Origin of the sequence: Butyricicoccus sp. Marseille-Q5471, from assembly GCF_951230135.1 — a bacterium.
Classification (GTDB): domain Bacteria; phylum Bacillota; class Clostridia; order Oscillospirales; family Butyricicoccaceae; genus Agathobaculum.
This window is the reverse complement of the sequence record NZ_CATNVC010000001.1, coordinates 251,491-266,715: the sequence shown is the minus strand read 5'-3', so window position 1 is coordinate 266,715 and position 15,225 is coordinate 251,491. Positions and strand designations below refer to the sequence as shown.

20 protein-coding genes, 1 pseudogene and 1 riboswitch are annotated in these 15,225 nt (G+C 51.3%); of the genes and pseudogenes, 17 read left to right on the top strand and 4 right to left on the bottom strand.

All coding sequences use genetic code 11. The annotated features are described in order from the left end of the window. Positions 1 to 3 precede the first annotated feature (3 nt). Positions 4 to 1,041 carry a selenide, water dikinase SelD gene (selD, locus tag QOX26_RS01355; protein ID WP_283673088.1) on the top strand — a complete coding sequence of 346 codons (1,038 nt, stop codon included), beginning with the start codon at positions 4 to 6 and terminating at the stop codon, positions 1,039 to 1,041. Here selD and QOX26_RS01350 read toward each other — a convergent pair. Beyond that, positions 1,028 to 2,173 (bottom strand): aminotransferase class V-fold PLP-dependent enzyme, encoded by a 1,146-nt coding sequence (locus tag QOX26_RS01350; protein ID WP_283673087.1) that lies wholly within the window; start codon positions 2,171 to 2,173, stop codon positions 1,028 to 1,030. The genes selD and QOX26_RS01350 overlap by 14 nt on opposite strands. Before the next feature lie 62 nt (positions 2,174 to 2,235). Between QOX26_RS01350 and yedE the strand changes: the two genes are divergently transcribed. From yedE to QOX26_RS01335, 3 genes are read left to right on the top strand one after another with little or no spacing between them, the layout of a single operon-like run. Then, positions 2,236 to 3,297 (top strand): YedE family putative selenium transporter, encoded by a 1,062-nt coding sequence (gene yedE / locus QOX26_RS01345; RefSeq protein WP_283673086.1) that lies wholly within the window; start codon positions 2,236 to 2,238, stop codon positions 3,295 to 3,297. A 4-nt stretch (positions 3,298 to 3,301) separates the two neighbouring features. Then, the gene (locus QOX26_RS01340) at positions 3,302 to 3,505 is read left to right on the top strand and encodes a sulfurtransferase TusA family protein (RefSeq protein ID WP_283673085.1); all 204 of its coding nucleotides are present in this window, start codon (positions 3,302 to 3,304) and stop codon (positions 3,503 to 3,505) included. Between the two features lie 14 nt (positions 3,506 to 3,519). Next, positions 3,520 to 3,759 carry a DUF3343 domain-containing protein gene (locus tag QOX26_RS01335; RefSeq protein WP_283673084.1) on the top strand — a complete coding sequence of 80 codons (240 nt, stop codon included), beginning with the start codon at positions 3,520 to 3,522 and terminating at the stop codon, positions 3,757 to 3,759. A gap of 254 nt (positions 3,760 to 4,013) precedes the next feature. Then, positions 4,014 to 4,212, bottom strand: a riboswitch (cobalamin riboswitch). Positions 4,213 to 4,320: 108 nt separating this feature from the next. On the opposite strand, the pseudogene QOX26_RS01330 reads toward QOX26_RS01335, so the two are convergent. The 3 genes and pseudogenes from QOX26_RS01330 to QOX26_RS01320 all read right to left on the bottom strand — a co-directional run. Then, positions 4,321 to 4,536, bottom strand: a pseudogene (locus QOX26_RS01330) (manganese catalase family protein); the annotation flags it as partial. Between the two features lie 15 nt (positions 4,537 to 4,551). Next, entirely contained in the window at positions 4,552 to 6,117 is a 1,566-nt protein-coding gene (locus tag QOX26_RS01325) for a recombinase family protein (RefSeq protein ID WP_283673083.1), read from the bottom strand. A gap of 684 nt (positions 6,118 to 6,801) precedes the next feature. After that, positions 6,802 to 7,293 carry a helix-turn-helix domain-containing protein gene (locus QOX26_RS01320; protein WP_283673082.1) on the bottom strand — a complete coding sequence of 164 codons (492 nt, stop codon included), beginning with the start codon at positions 7,291 to 7,293 and terminating at the stop codon, positions 6,802 to 6,804. Positions 7,294 to 7,429: 136 nt separating this feature from the next. On the opposite strand from QOX26_RS01320, the gene QOX26_RS01315 reads away from it, so the two are divergent. From QOX26_RS01315 to QOX26_RS01255, 13 genes are all read left to right on the top strand, one after another. Then, positions 7,430 to 7,573: a hypothetical protein gene (locus QOX26_RS01315; RefSeq protein WP_283673081.1), complete on the top strand. Its 144-nt coding sequence runs from the start codon at positions 7,430 to 7,432 to the stop codon at positions 7,571 to 7,573. A gap of 89 nt (positions 7,574 to 7,662) precedes the next feature. Then, the gene (locus tag QOX26_RS01310; RefSeq protein WP_283673080.1) at positions 7,663 to 7,842 is read left to right on the top strand and encodes a hypothetical protein; all 180 of its coding nucleotides are present in this window, start codon (positions 7,663 to 7,665) and stop codon (positions 7,840 to 7,842) included. Between the two features lie 57 nt (positions 7,843 to 7,899). Then, entirely contained in the window at positions 7,900 to 8,241 is a 342-nt protein-coding gene (locus QOX26_RS01305; protein WP_283673079.1) for a hypothetical protein, read from the top strand. Positions 8,242 to 8,512: 271 nt separating this feature from the next. Next, a complete protein-coding gene (locus QOX26_RS01300; RefSeq protein ID WP_283673078.1) occupies positions 8,513 to 8,731 on the top strand; it encodes a hypothetical protein in 219 nt (72 codons plus the stop codon). A gap of 97 nt (positions 8,732 to 8,828) precedes the next feature. Next, complete coding sequence (locus QOX26_RS01295; RefSeq protein WP_283673077.1) at positions 8,829 to 9,197, top strand: hypothetical protein; 369 nt, start codon at positions 8,829 to 8,831, stop codon at positions 9,195 to 9,197. A 193-nt stretch (positions 9,198 to 9,390) separates the two neighbouring features. Then, positions 9,391 to 9,645, top strand: coding sequence for a DUF3850 domain-containing protein (locus tag QOX26_RS01290; RefSeq protein ID WP_283673076.1), 255 nt, complete (start codon positions 9,391 to 9,393; stop codon positions 9,643 to 9,645). A gap of 14 nt (positions 9,646 to 9,659) precedes the next feature. Beyond that, positions 9,660 to 11,402 (top strand): DNA cytosine methyltransferase, encoded by a 1,743-nt coding sequence (locus QOX26_RS01285; protein ID WP_283673075.1) that lies wholly within the window; start codon positions 9,660 to 9,662, stop codon positions 11,400 to 11,402. A 7-nt stretch (positions 11,403 to 11,409) separates the two neighbouring features. After that, positions 11,410 to 12,141, top strand: a complete 732-nt coding sequence (locus tag QOX26_RS01280) for a hypothetical protein (protein ID WP_283673074.1) — start codon at positions 11,410 to 11,412, stop codon at positions 12,139 to 12,141. Next, positions 12,134 to 12,436, top strand: a complete 303-nt coding sequence (locus tag QOX26_RS01275; RefSeq protein WP_283673073.1) for a hypothetical protein — start codon at positions 12,134 to 12,136, stop codon at positions 12,434 to 12,436. The genes QOX26_RS01280 and QOX26_RS01275 overlap by 8 nt, the downstream gene beginning before the upstream one ends. 144 nt (positions 12,437 to 12,580) lie before the next feature. Beyond that, the gene (locus QOX26_RS01270; protein ID WP_283673072.1) at positions 12,581 to 12,817 is read left to right on the top strand and encodes a hypothetical protein; all 237 of its coding nucleotides are present in this window, start codon (positions 12,581 to 12,583) and stop codon (positions 12,815 to 12,817) included. 56 nt (positions 12,818 to 12,873) lie between these two features. Beyond that, positions 12,874 to 13,668 (top strand): rolling circle replication-associated protein, encoded by a 795-nt coding sequence (locus tag QOX26_RS01265; protein ID WP_283673071.1) that lies wholly within the window; start codon positions 12,874 to 12,876, stop codon positions 13,666 to 13,668. Between the two features lie 346 nt (positions 13,669 to 14,014). Then, the gene (locus QOX26_RS01260) at positions 14,015 to 14,392 is read left to right on the top strand and encodes a hypothetical protein (RefSeq protein ID WP_283673070.1); all 378 of its coding nucleotides are present in this window, start codon (positions 14,015 to 14,017) and stop codon (positions 14,390 to 14,392) included. Between the two features lie 190 nt (positions 14,393 to 14,582). Continuing rightward, positions 14,583 to 15,224 (top strand): recombinase family protein, encoded by a 642-nt coding sequence (locus QOX26_RS01255; RefSeq protein ID WP_331488459.1) that lies wholly within the window; start codon positions 14,583 to 14,585, stop codon positions 15,222 to 15,224. Position 15,225: the final 1 nt, after the last annotated feature.

The window sequence follows — 15,225 nt, the reverse complement described above, 5'->3', positions numbered from 1 at the left end:
CACATGGAAGAGGAAATTCGGCTGACTAACCTCGCCAAATGCGCGGGCTGCGGCGCCAAGGTCGGCGCAGGCACGCTGGCCCGGCTGCTCGAGGGACTGCGTGTCCACCACGATCCCAATTTGCTCGTCGGTTTTGACAAGAGCGACGATGCATCGGTTTATCGCATCTCGGACGAGCTTGCGCTCGTACAGACGGTGGACTTTTTTCCACCCATTGCGGACGATCCGTACCTGTTCGGGCAGATTGCCGCGGCCAATGCGCTGTCCGATGTGTATGCGATGGGCGGCGAGCCGCGGCTTGCGCTCAACATTATGGCTGTGCCTGCCTCCATGCCGCAAAGCGCGGTGCACGAGCTGCTGCGCGGCGGTTACGACAAGGTGTACGAAGCGGGTGCGCTCATCACGGGTGGACACACCATTCTGGACGACGAACCCAAGTACGGCCTGAGCGTCACCGGCTTTGTCCATCCCGACCGCGTGCTGAAAAACAGCGGAGCGAGACCGGGGGACGTGCTGCTGCTGACCAAGCCGCTCGGCATCGGGGTGCTGATGACGGCAAAAAAGGCGGAAATGCTCTCTGACGAGGGCGAACAGTTTGCGTATCGGATGATGACGACGCTCAACAAAGCCGCGCGGGACGCAATGGTGCGCTATGAGGTGCACGCCTGCACCGATGTGACCGGCTTCGGTCTGCTCGGACATCTGACCGAGATGGCGCAGGGAAGCGATGTGCACATCACGCTCCGCGTGGACGAGATTTCCCTGCCGGAGGAGGCCGTTTCGTTTGCCGAGATGGGACTGATTCCCGAGGGCATGTACCGCAACCGGCAGTTCGCCGAGCCGTATGTTGACCCGGGCGAAACCGCGCTTGCCAAGCAGGATTTGCTTTACGATCCGCAGACCTCGGGCGGCCTGCTGATGGCGGTCGCGCCGGGGGACGCGGACGCACTGCTTGATGAGCTTGCGGCGGTCGTGCCCTGTGCGCAGCGCATCGGCACGGTCGAAGCACCGCGGGACGGGGTGCGTATCAGCCTGCGCTGACGGCGCGAATCGCGTCAAGCGCCGCGTCGATTTCCGCTTCTGTCGTGGTGTATCCGAGCGAAAAGCGAACCACGCCGCGCGGAAATGTGCCGAGCGTTCGGTGCGCGGCGGGTGCGCAGTGCAGACCGCATCGGGTGAGTACGCCGTATTCGGTGGCAAGCCGATCGCTTGCGTCAGCGTTGTCCAGTCGGTGAAAATCGACGGCGATTACGCCGACCCGCGCGTCTAAATCACGCGTACCGACGAGAGAAACCGCCGGAATGGTGGCAAGTCCGTCCAAAAAGCGACGGGTCAGCGCGGTTTCGCGTGCGCGGCGGTTTCGAATGCCTTGCTGCTCCAGCACGGTCAGCGCAGCCTGCCAGCCGTAGATGCCGGGCAGATTGGGCGTGCCTGCTTCCAGCCGATCGGGCAGGAAGGGGGGCATGTCCTCAGCGTCGGACGCGCTGCCCGTGCCGCCCGCAATCAGCGGGGTGAGCTGCGCGGCAAAGTCCCGCGTCAGCAGCAGTGCGCCGATGCCCTGCGGGCCGAGCAGACCCTTGTGCCCCGGAACGGCGAGGGCGGACAGGCCGAGTGCTCCAAAATCAAGGTCAAGATGCCCTGCTGTCTGCGCCCCATCGAGCACGAAGGCGATGCCGTGCGACTGGCAAAACGCACCCACCGCAGCCGCATCCTGTAGCGTGCCGCAGACGTTTGACGCGTGCGACAGCACGAACAGCCGTGTATTCGGCTGCACGAGCGCGGGCAGGGCAGAGAGTTCCAGCTTGCCCGTGCGGTCGCAGGGGACACGGGTGCAGGACACGTCCGGCAGACGCAGGAGCGGCCGCATGACGGCGTTGTGCTCCATCCCGCTGACCAGAACATGGTCGCCCGGATGCAGAAAGCCGCTGATTGCCTGATTGAGCGCCATTGTCGCGCCCGCAGTAAGGATGACGCAGGATGGGTCGTCCAGTCCGAACAGGCGGCAGAGCTGCTCGCGCAAAGCAAGCGTCGTAAGCTCTGCTTCCAGCGCCGCGCCGTAAATCGAGCGGTTGATGGTCGCCCCGACGGTCTCCACATAGCGTGTCATGGCTTCGGCAACTTCGTGCGGCTTGGGGAACGAGGTGGCCGCATGATCGAGATAAATCGTTTGCAAGCAAGTTTCTCCTTTCCCTATCATACAAACTCTATTCTATCACAAATAAAGGAATTATCACAATGAATGAAAACAAAAGAATCGATTGGCGCGTCGTCATTGCCGGCATTATGGTCGGCCTTGCGGCGCTTGCGCTGACGCTGGGCGGCAATCCCGCGAATATGGGACTGTGCATTGCCTGCTTCCTGCGCGACTCGGCAGGTGCACTTGGTCTGCACGGCGCGGCAAATGTGCAGTACCTGCGGCCCGAAATCATCGGACTCGTCCTCGGCGCATTTCTCTCGGCGCGCGGCTTTCGAGAATGGCGCGCACAGGGCGGCTCTTCGCCCGCGCTGCGGTTTGTGCTGGGTGCGCTCGTCATGCTGGGGGCACTGATGTTCCTCGGCTGTCCGCTTCGCATGGTGCTTCGCATCGGCGGCGGCGACTGGAACGCACTGGTCGGCCTTGCCGGCTTTGCCGCAGGCGTTGCGGTGGGTGTGCTGTTCCTCAAACGAGGGTTTACGTTCCGCCGCGCGTATCCGCTGCCGTCCGCCGAGGGCGGCGTGCTGCCGGTAGCCGTGACGGCGGGACTGTTTTTGCTGCTGCTCGCTCCCTCTATGCTGCGGGCGAGCACCGAAGGCCCGGGCGCAAAGCACGCGATCTGGTATCTGGCACTGGGTGCGGGCATCTTGATCGGCGTGGCGGCGCAGCGGTCGCGGCTGTGTATGGTCGGCGGACTGCGCGATGTGATGCTGTTCGGAGATTTTAAGCTGCTGTATGGCTTTGTCGCTATTTTTATCACCGTGCTGATCGGCAATCTGGCGCTCGGCAGCTTTCACCCGGGTTTTGCGGGGCAGAGCATTGCGCATACCGACGGACTATGGAACTTCCTCGGCATGGCGCTGGCGGGCTGGGGCTGTGTGCTGCTGAGCGGCTGTCCGCTGCGTCAGCTCATTCTCGCCGGTGAAGGCAACAGTGACAGTGCCGTGACGGTGCTCGGCATGCTGTTCGGCGCGGCGCTGTGCCATAATTTCGGCCTGGCTTCGTCCGGCGAAGGCCCGACCGCGTACGGAAAACTGGCAGTTGGCATTGGTTTTGTACTGCTGCTCGTCATTTCAATTGCAAACTTACCGAAGGAGGACTGAAAACATGGTAGATGCTCGCGGTTATGCCTGCCCCATGCCGGTTATCATGGTGCAGAAGGAAGTTAAGAAAACCAATCCCCAAACGCTCGAAGTGCTTGTGGATAATGCCTGCTCGATGGAGAATGTCACGCGGTTTGGCAGAAGTCAAGGCTACGCTGTCACGGTCGAGCTGCAAAACAGCGACTATAAGCTGACGCTCACCAAATAAAAGGGGGCATGACGATGTCACAATACCTTGCAGCCTTTCATACCCATTTATCCGCATTGCGTTCGCACCGCGCGCTGCAGCAGGCAAACGTTGCGGCGCGGCTGGCGCCCGTGCCACGGGAGATTAGCTCCTCCTGCGGCACCTGTGTCCGCTATGAGAGCGATTCACCCTGCGAATCGCTGCTGGATGCTGATTTAGAGGCGGTCTTTCTCGTGTCAGACCGGCAATATCGGCAGCTGATTGTGCGCGAATAAAAAAACAGTCCTCCATGGAGGACTGTTTTTTTCATGTCGCCGGTGCGGCAAAAAAGCAGGCGGGAAGGGATGCTGGAATCCGTTCCCGCCTGACGAGGTGAAGCAGCACCGTCAAATCATTGTGCGCAAGGAAATGCAACAAAATGATGATAGTAAAAGAGATAGTAAAGAGAAGCCGCACCTCTGCGTTGAGGTGCGGCTGTAATTTCGTTTGAACGAAAGTAGCGTGCACCCTCTCAAGTCCGGAGAGGTTCCTTGTGCGTCATATCGGGGCAGGTCTTCTGGCTCAGGCATCGGCACGATTTCCGTCTTCCCAAAGAGGGTTGCTCTTCAGTGACATATTGGAAACCGCTCCGCCTTTACAGCTACGGCTTAGCGCAGGATTTTCACCTGCTTCCCTTTTCATCCCAAATCCTGCGTCGGAGTTGAGACACCCGGATACCACTTATGAAATTGACATGTGCTTATCTTCAATATATACCATTTGGCTTGAATCGTCAATGCATTTTCAGTAAAATCTTCAAACAGGCAGGGAAATGGTTGCTCTTACGCAATCGCAGCATCTGCTGCGAGATCTTCAAACAGGTCGGTGAGAGGGTCGCCGGTACACTGGAGGGTCGAAGTGGAAAACGGTACGCCGGAAGCGGCCTGCGGATAGACGCCCGTTGTATGGTCGACGAAGTAGGCATCATAGCCGCCCTCAATGATTTGTTCGGGCGTGAGATTGCGGGTCAGCTGATAGACGATGGCACCAATCATTTCCATATGAGCAAGTTCGTTCGCACAAGAAGGTTATACATTAGGGCGTGAGGAAGTGAATTTAGGGAAGAGGACTAGGCGTAAATCGCTGTCGGAGCTGTGCCGAAGGTTGGTTGATTTGTGATATTCCACCTTTTCAAGCACAGAGGAAAGCAGTTCGTTTCTTTGCTTTGCTGATTCCGTCAGTTTATAAACATCGAGAACATGACGGATTCGGGGAACTAATTCCGTTTTGGAAGATTGCTGGTGCTCAAAATCGGCAAGCTGCTGCGAAGCAACGGAGATTTTCTTTTGCAGTTCTTCGCGCTGGGTGGAAATAATCTGCTGGCGCTCGATGAAAATAGCGGTGGTATAAACACCTTGTTCGAGGAGGGTGTAAAGCCGATTCTGTTGTGTATCCAGCAAAGCAAAATCGGATTGCAGCGCGGTCAGATTGTTTTTTAAGACTTTGAGTTCTTGATCGATATGGTTGACAGGCAAGAGCGTTAGGTCAATCTTATAATCTTCAAGCCATTTTTCCAAGGATTCCAAGACAAGGTTTTCAATATAGGCGAGAGGGGAAGAGACGGTTTTACAACCGGGCTGCGGGCAGAGCAGAGAATCCGGGTATCCATTGGTATGCGGTCGGCGCTGCATGACACGGCCGCAACAGCCGCACACTACTAGGCCGGACAGGGGGTTACAGAAGGGGCGTTTTCCGGGTATGGGCCGTGTGGGCATTTCTGCAAAACTGCGCTGGGCGAGGTCGAATACTTCTTGACTGACCAGAGGTTCATGCAGACCTTTGCACATTTCGTAATTCTCAGCCCATGGACGGCTTTTGACTATCTCGCCGCCTTTAATCTGCTTGACGCATGCACGTCGTCCCCAGATGATATACCCGGCATAGACAGGGTTTTTTAAGATGCGAGAAACAGTTGAAACAGTCCATTCGCCGCCCTTACTGGTGGGTACCTGCATATCATTTAGTTTGTGCGCTATGGCGGAGCTGCTCAGGTGATTGTTCGGATCGGTAAACCATGAGAACATTAAACGGACAATTTCGGATTGCTGGGGATTGGGAACGAGAATCCACCCTTTTTCTGTTTTCAACTTTTCGCGATCATAGCCATAGGGACAAACATTGCCGGGGTACTTGCCTTCTCGGATGGAGGATACACGACCTGTTTGCAGGCGGCGGTTAATTGTTTTATACTCACGGCGCGACATGAACAAGCCAAATTCAAAATACTCTTGGTCAAATTCATTCGCGGGATCATAGGTTTTCAGGGGTGTTATAATCAGCGTGTTCGAGTACATGAAGGATTTTTGAACACGCCCCTGGTCTGATGTGTCGCCACGTGCAAGGCGTTCCACTTCGACTACAAGAACGCCGTCCCACATACCAGCGTCCACTTCATCAAGAAGCTGCTGCATGACAGGACGGGCGGAAATGGTTTCGCCAGACACCATTTCACGATAAATAGCGGTTAAAGAAATCTTCTTCTGCTTGGCGAGATTGAGCAATATTTTTTCATGCCGCGCGAAGGTTTCCCCTTCGCCGTGGGTTTCGGCTTCCATATCGGCGCGGGATTTTCGGATATAAGCGCAGTACGGCATAAAACCACTTTCCTTTCATTTTATGATATGCTACAATAAAAGGGCATAGCAGCCCTATCTTTTGCCAGATTTGGTGTTGTGCATTGGCCGCTCGGGGGTAGGATACCGGGCGGCTGTTTATTTAATTGGATTATGAAAAGGTATTAAGAAATAGCTTGAAATAAATTGAGAAGTAAAACGAAAACAGAAGCGCAGGTAGGATAAAAATAAATTTGCGAAAGAATTTGTGTTCTGAAATGAAACCGTGACGATCAAATAATAGATGCACGCAGAGAAACCAAATCCCACCGCATAATAGCGAAGCAATAATAAAGATTATCAGTTGAAATATGTTTGATGCATATGGTTGATGGTTTATCAATAGAAGCAGAGCGTATGAAAAAGATCCACAGAACATAGAAAGAAGTAATGACATATTGCTAAAATGTTCCGCATCATATTGGCTATGCACATAATCGGACATGCTTTCCATTAATAATTCCTTTTCTTCGTGGCTTAAAGAGTAATCGTTCTTTAACTTGTCATAAAAATATGATGCAGCATCCTTTTGCATTGTAAAGTCCTCCTAATTATGTTAAAATAATTCAAAGGACGTTGTGCGCGTTCTTAGGCATTAGCCCGTTTCGGTGGTGGGACACTGGGACGGGCTTTTTTATTTGCGCGGCCGGCTGCATTGCCGCCGCCTTAGCCTGCGGAATGAGACGATGTTGACCCCATACGCTCCGCTTCCATCTCTTTACGATAAGATTCCAGTTCTTCTTCAATGGGATCGCCGGGAGCGGGTACGGGGTGCGGCTTGTTGTCGGTTTCGGATGAACCAGAGTTTTCGACTAGCCACATAAGATATTCTTTAAGAACTTTACGATACTGTTCGGGTAATTCGAGATACCGGGACAGTATTTTTTTATCTAATTCATCTAGCCCATATTGATTCGCGAGTTCATCAATTATTGTTGTATTGGCTTGGGTAAACATTTCTCCATCACCGGTACGAAGCCATTGCTCATTTACGTTAAATTCGGCGCAAATTATTTTTTGGATTTTATCGGTTACTTCTCGTTTACCGGTTTCGATATTGGTTAGATACCCTTGAGCTACCGCGATTCGAGAGCCAAATTCGACTTGAGTCAAGTGAAGTGCCTGACGAAGCAGCTTCACACGATCGTTTATTGACATGCTTTCACCTCCCACAAAGAGCATACCACTAAAATACTACATATGCAATATTTTATTTTAAAGTATTGACATAAGTACTGCTATGGAGTATTATGAAACTGCAATAGAAGTATTTTGGAAAGAGGAGGTGAGCAAGATGAATGTTGACAAGGAAACGCGTGTTGATGTGGAGGAAATCGCGCAGGCATTGAAAAAGCTTGATGAAAACGCACGTATTAAATTCTTCTACATGATCGAAGGTGCGCAGATGGTTCAGCCGCCGCAACCGGCTGCCAGCTAGGGAAAGGGGAAGGAAAACTGTCCGACCGATACATATAAGGCGGCATAGGGACAGGCAATCGCCCCATAGGGTAAGCCGAGGTGATGCCAATGATTATAGAAAAAATGAGCATAGGCGGCGTGGCGATTGAATTTGCAGACAATGCCTTTGCAAAGGCTGATGCACACGAAATTGTGCAGCGGCAGGCGCTGTTTGACCGCACCGTGCGGGAAACCGTGCGGCAGATACAGCGCCAGGAAAGGGAAAAAGACCTGCGCAAGAGCGGGTGAAAGGGGCGGGAATACCGCCCATGATCAAAAAAGGGACAAGCCATAGGAGGAAAGGGCATGCAAGTAAAAATTAAGACCGAGCGCGGAATCGCTAAAGTTTTGTCAGCTTATACGTATTGTGATGAAACAGATGTTCTTGAAGCGATAAAAGGAGAAATGCAGTTTGCAAATGACACAGGCGCAAGAGCACTTTTGATTTCTATTACCCGCGAAGAGCATCAGTGCAAAGAAGACAGAGCGACTACTGAGAGTGAGGGAATGAATCCTGCGTCCAAGGCCTGTGATTCGGGTTTGGGAACTGAAAGAGAGATTGATTTGCGGGTGCAGCGCACGTTGAATCTTATTGAACAGGCCGTTCAGATCGGGGTGCAGATCGGCCGCGACAGTATGCGCAAATGAAGCGGCAATGGTGCGGCGCGGAAGTGCGCCCAGTAAGCCGGTTAACGCAGTATTCGCCGGTAAAGATTGACCGTGTACAGGTGCGATACTATGAAACGGTGCAAAAGGAAGGATATTTTGTCGTAGAGGGGAGCCGGACGGGTACGGATATTTGGTATCCGCTATGTAATCCCACAAGAGACAGATTCGCCGCTTGGATGGAAAAAGAAGCGTTTGAACGCCTTTTTCAAGTGGAGCGTGCAAAATTTCAACAGGAACAGGAGAAACAAGCATGGGAAAAAAGATGCAGCCAGTAAGTTCGCTGACGTTTGATGCGTTTATTGCGAAAAAAGAGGGTCTTTCTTACGGGGAGTATTCCTCGCGAACATCCGGAACAGAACGCAGAGAGCTGGAAGAACGCTACTGGAAGGAATTTCGGAAGGCAATGAAGCGGGCGCATGCCACGCCTGAGAAAGATTCTGACGCAGGACAAAAGGAAACCGGCCGATAGAAAGTGGGGCTTTCTATCGGCCGGAACAAGAAAAATGTTTTTATAGGGTCATTATACCCGACCAGCTGCAAAAATGCAAGCTATGGAGGTTTGAAAATTGAAAAAGCGGTTTGGGATGCAGGATGCAAAGGCGCTGTTTAAGCGCGAATTTGGCACATGCAAGGGGATTCGGTACATATATGGGAGCAAACCGGATCAGTATGGAAGCGGGTTCGAAATGAACATTGGGAAAATCAATATATCTGCGGTGCATGATACAGGAAACCCTTTTATAGTTGTTTTCGTTTCGAATGCGGAGCACGACGATTGGATCATGTTTATTTATAACATTCAGACTATGGAGCGAAATTTCGCACAAGAAGTATATGCAAGAGATTCATATAAAAGAGACCTGTTTACTGATTGGGTGAACAACAATTCACCGGAATACTGCTGTGAGCAAGTAATGAAGGCTTGGAAAGGATGACGCATCATGTTTTATTTTACGGTTTATGATGCGCAAACAGATCGGGTTCTTGCTTTCGGGTCCGGAAGGGACTGTGCTCAGATGCTGGGCGTTAGGTTGGACACATTTCGGAAGATGCTTTGGAGAAGCCAGCTTGGGAAGTATCACAAGTATGAATTTGTAAAAGAACGCGTTGGACGGGAGGAGTACAACAATGAGTAGGCAGCACCACTATTTGAAGATATTGCCCAAACATTTCTTGGATGTTGAAAAGGGCGTTAAGTCGTTTGAAGTGCGGTTCAATGATCGCGATTACCATGTGGGGGATGTATTATACTTACAGGAATTCGTACCGCCTGAAACGTATACGGGTCGTCAGATTGTGCGTGAGGTTTGCTATTTGCTTGATGATCCGGTGTTTGTCAAAGAAGGATATGTGGTTTTGGGGTTGAAAGGAATATGGATGTGAAAGGGCAAACATGCTTGTTCGATGAAATCATTGTTGATGGCTTTTGCGGCGGTGGCGGCATGTCAACGGGGATTGAGATTGCGACAGGAACGCCGGTAGATATAGGCATTAACCACGATGCGGCCGCCATTGCACAGCACAGGGCAAACCATCCACGCACAGAGCATTACAATGAGAGCATATTCGATGTAGACCCCAAAAAAACAGTGCGAGGGCGATCAGTAGGATGGGCGCATTTTTCGCCTGATTGCACGCATTTCAGCGTTGCGAAGGGTGGAACACCTGTTAAAAAGTCCATTCGCGGCCTTGCTTGGGTTGTAGCACGCTGGGCAGGAACAGTCAAAGCCCGCATTATCAGCATGGAAAATGTGCCGGAGTTTATGACATGGGGGCCATTGGTTGCAAAGCGAGACAAAGCAACAGGCCGCGTGCTTAAACTCGACGGTACACTTGCTGCGCCGGGCGAGCGTGTTCCGGTACAGGAACAGCAGCTTGTGCCAGACAAAAAAAGATCAGGAAAAACGTTTCGGCAGTTTATTTCCGCTATGCGCGGTATGGGATATGAAGCCGAGTGGAATGTTTTGACGGCGTGCGACTATGGCGCACCAACAACACGCAGACGGTTATTTATTCTCTTTCGCAGAGACGGCAAAAGAATTGTTTGGCCGGAAGCGACACACGGGGATCCAAAAAGTGAAGCGGTACAGGAAGGAAGGCTGCTGCCTTGGCGGACGGCTGCGGAATGCATCGAATGGGACAGGCCTTGCCAATCCATATTCGAACGAAAAAAACCGCTGGCAGAGAACACGATGCGAAGAATTGCGCGAGGGATTCAAAAGTTTATTGTAGATAATCCGGAGCCGTTCATTGTGTCAATTGGTCAAACATCAGCGCAAGACCGTTCGCGCGGAATCAGTGAACCGCTTCGAACGGTAGTAAGTAAAAATGAAAGCTGCCTGGTAACACCGCTGGTTGTTCAGGTAAACCATACGGGAGAACAATTCCGGGGACAGACGGTAGAAGAACCACTTCCAACATTGACTGCAAAAAACGGATTTGGTGTAGTTGCTCCATGCTTGATTCAATATCACAGTGAGACGGGGAACGCAGATGTGCGCGGGCAGGAATGTGATGCGCCGATTATGACAATTGATACGTCGCCGCGTTATGGATTGGCTGCAGCTTCAATGATAGAAGTGGGATACGGAGAGCGTACAGGACAACTACCACGCGTATGTGACCTTGAAAAACCGCTGGGAACTGTTGTTTCCACGCAAAAACATGCAGTCGTTTCCGCATTCATTTCTAAGTACAAAGGATGTGATATTGGACAACCAGCGGATGCACCGTTACAGACGATAACGGCAGGTGGAAGGCATTTTGCAGAGGTTCGCGCGTTCCTGATTAAATACTACGGGCAGGGTGTAGGACAGTCCGCAAATGTGCCACTTGACACGATTACAACAAAAGATCGATTCGGCGTGATTGAGGTACTAGGAAGTAAATATCAGATCGTGGATATTGGTATGCGGATGCTGGAACCACGCGAACTTTATAACGCACAGGGATTTCCACCAGATTATATTATTGACCGTGACGACATGGGAAAACCATATCCGAAATATGAACAGGTGCGTAAAGTTGGAAATTCTGTTCCGCCGCCATTTGGAACGGCACTTGTTCGGGCGAATTGGCCGGAGCGCTGCATTGCGGAGATTCGAACCATGGCAGAGTTGGAAGAGGTGATGGCGGGATAAACAGAAATTGTGTGGAGAAGGTGACGGTGCCAGATCTAAAAAAGAAGGCGCGGCATTTGCGGAAGGATATTACTATGCAACAGAAAAAACGAAGTGGGGAAGTTGTCGTGCTTCCCGGACAAATGAAAATGGAAGGGGTACGATGATGAAGGCGGTTATGGATGCGCGAGAGCTGCGGCGGCTGATTGCTGCCACTAGGGATTTTAGAGGGAGAGCCGGTAGCAGACCGGAACGGGATCATATTCGGCTGCAATTTCATAAAGACGGTTGTTGCGTAGAAGCAGCGGCGGTGGACGGATATACTCTTTCGACAGAATGGGCGGTATGTGATTCGGTCGATGAAGATTTTGTTGTACTCATTCGGACAACACTTCCACCGATCGGAAGAAAGAACGGGGAACTGGCGGTTGTTGATCGGTTAGAGGACGGCAGAACATCAGTTCGAATTGGGGATATGCAATTTGCGTATTCGGTGCCGGATGCAGAGAAGTTTTTCGATGTGCAAAAGGCCATTCCGCACAATGCACCGGAATTTCGGATCGGCGTAAATGGAAGTTATCTGTTAAAGGCGTTGAAGGCCGCAAGCACGACGGAAAATTTAAACCGGCGCATTGAACTAAGGTTTCATGGAGAGCTGGGACCTATTGTCATTCAGACAAGGGCTTCTGGACTGGATTCGAAATGTAAAAATATTAAGCTGGTTCTTCCGGTCAGATTGAGAGGGGAAGAAAATGAATAACTTGTGGTTTCGACTGAAAAAGTGGATGGTACATAGGTTGGGCGGAATAATGCGCTGTGAGGTTGTTGCACTATATCAGCCGAAACATATTGAACGAGTAGTTTATACCATGCGTGCGGATCGGGAAAGTAGTTCGGCACAACGCGAGAATTTGAAAAAATACGTGGTGGGGAGACTGGCGTGCATGATGTATGAAAGAGAATTGATACATTTCATAGAGACGGAAGAAGGGCAGGAAGTGCGTGTTTTGGGGTTTGCAAATATGGCTCCTCAGGAAAGGGCGGAAAGCGAATGAGAAAGACGATATGTGCGGAATGTGTGCGTGAACTTGAAAAGGATCGCAAGGTAATCCGTCAATCGAAGAACAGCTTGTGGCTTGTGTGCCGCCGGTGCGGGAAACTGGGGTTTTGCGCGAGATACGAGGTGAAGCACAAGAGCCGTGCTTGATTTAGGAATTGTTTATCTTCGGTTTTATCAAACGTTTGGAAGGTTTCCCAAAACCGAAACCGAAAGTGTGCTGGAAGCAGCTTTGCAAAGTGGGGTTTATCCATCTGAAATGGCAAATGCAGTACATGAATTACGCGACACGCTGCCAGATCAGGCTGACGAAGTATTGCTGGACAGGTTGCGGGGGGATTACATAGCTAAGGGTAAAAAGAAGCAGGGCGCTATTTAGGCGCCCTGCTTTGCAAACAGACTGTTCATTGCAAATATAGTAAGGAAAGTAAGGATATGTCGAAAATAAAGAAAGAACAGGCATCCGGGATGCTGTATGAGGGGTATACATACACGCACAGCATTATGCCGAATGATCCGCCGAAGGTTCGGGAAAAGAAGAAAAAGAAAACCGCTGAATCAAAGCGGGAGATCAATAAAAGGCAAGCTGTATTTACGATGATGCGTTATGTATGCCTTAACTTTAAGGCCGGGCGAGATTGGTTTTTAGGATTGGATGTTGCCGGTGATCCTCCAACGCGGGAAATGCTCAAAAGGCTTTTGGACAAGTTCCTTCGCGACATGCGCAAGGAATACAGGCGGCACGGGAAAGAACTGAAATACTTATGGGTTATTGAAGAGCATGACCGTGAGGGAATCGGCGTGCGGCTGCATGTGCATCTGATAATAAATGCTTTAGGGTTTGATGGGAATGGACAGCCGCTTGATTTCCCGGCACTTAATAAGTGCTGGACGGCCGGAGCGTTCACGGCGCGGCGATTGGATGGTGCTGACGATGTATTCCGCGACACATGTGAATATCTCATGAAAACATACAAGGAGCAGCCTCAGGGGGCGCGGTGCTGGTCACACTCCAAAAACCTGATTAAACCGGAAAAGCCGGTGCGCTCGTGGATTGCTGACAATGCAAGGTTGGAAGTGCCGCCCGGGGTAAAACTGATTTATCGCACCGGGGACGAAAATCAATATGGCGGGTATGAATACATGATCGGGCGAATTGTAGATTTCAAGGCATATCAACGCTATTGCGATAAACGCGATAGGACGCGGAATAAGCGCATGAACAGGTAAAGCGGGATGAACCTTGGAAAAGGAATAGACAAAGAAACAGCGGAAAGAGTGGCCGCTTTATGGGCTAGGAAAAGGTCTATCTTTCCGACAACAGAAAACGCAGTTTGCGGGACGGTGCGGGACAGGGGTGCCGGCCGGGAATGCCAGATACCAGAGCGGGAAGCCGGACACGCCGAGTTGCCGAAAGAAGATTCCCGCAGAAGCAGGGATGGTTCCCATGCTGAGTGACATTATTCTCATTGGGGATTCTGTTTTCTTCTTTCTATTGCTTGGATTCAAAAAAACGAGGGATTTTGCAGACGGTACGAGTGGACGGGATGCGTCCCAAAACAGGAGGTGCGGAGCAATGACAAAATCAGAGCTAGAGCAGTTTTTAAAACTGAAAAATGAAGTCATTGTGTTAGAGAACCAGCTTGCAAGCCTACAAGACAAGGCGGATGAAAACAGTATGCTTTATGGTTTGTATTCGCTGACTGATGATCCGGAAGCGGAGATCAGGCGCAGAACGGAAGAGCTGCGGCGCACGAAAGCGGAATACACGGAGCAGCTTCACAAAGTAGAAGCTTTTATAGACCACATCCGCGACAGCCGTATGCGGACGGTTTTTCGCCTACGGTATTTCGAGGGGTGGCGATGGCTGCCGATTGCTTTTCAAGTTGGGTATGCAGACGAACAGCGGCCGCGAAAACTACATGACGAATATTTGCAGAGGGCGGCGGGATAATGCTGTAATATACCATATCGGTGGTGCCAACGCTATGTTCGCAAAGGTGTACCTTTGCGGCGCGGCAAATGTGCAGGCTATTTTCATGCCTGTTGCGTTCGCAAAGGTACAAAAAATATAAATGAACGTGCGCAAAAGAAAAGGGGTATTTGCGAACGGAAAACGGGTATAAGTCAACCACATCGCACAAATGCACAGATTTGACAATTGGAGTTGTAACAATATGGAAAAGATATACGGGTATGCGAGAGTCAGCTCAAAAGAACAAAATTTGGATCGACAGATTTTCGCGCTGCGGGCGCACGTGCTGGATGATCGGGATATTATCACCGACAAGGAGAGTGGGAAAAATTTCGACAGGCCGGGTTATCGCTCGCTACGGGATACGCTGCTTCGCGCGGGCGATACGCTTGTTGTGAAATCGCTCGATCGGTTGGGACGAAACAAGGAGCAGGTCAAGCGGGAACTCGAATGGTTCAAGGCACACAGCATTCGGCTTAAGGTGATCGACATTCCCACGACGATGACGGATTTGCCGTCCGATCAAGGGTGGGTCATGGATATGGTAAATAATATTCTCATTGAAGTGCTTTCCAGTATTGCCGAGCAGGAGCGCATGACGATTCGGCAGCGGCAGGCCGAAGGGATCGCCGCCGCGCAGATGCAGGGGCGGCACTTGGGACGGCCTGCGGCGGAATACCCGGAACGATGGGATGAGATTTACAGCATTTGGTTACGCGGAGGGATTTCCGCGACGCGTGCAATGCAGGAACTTGGGATTAAAAAGACAACGTTTTATAAGCTGGTAAGGATGCAGCAGGGTGGAGAATGAA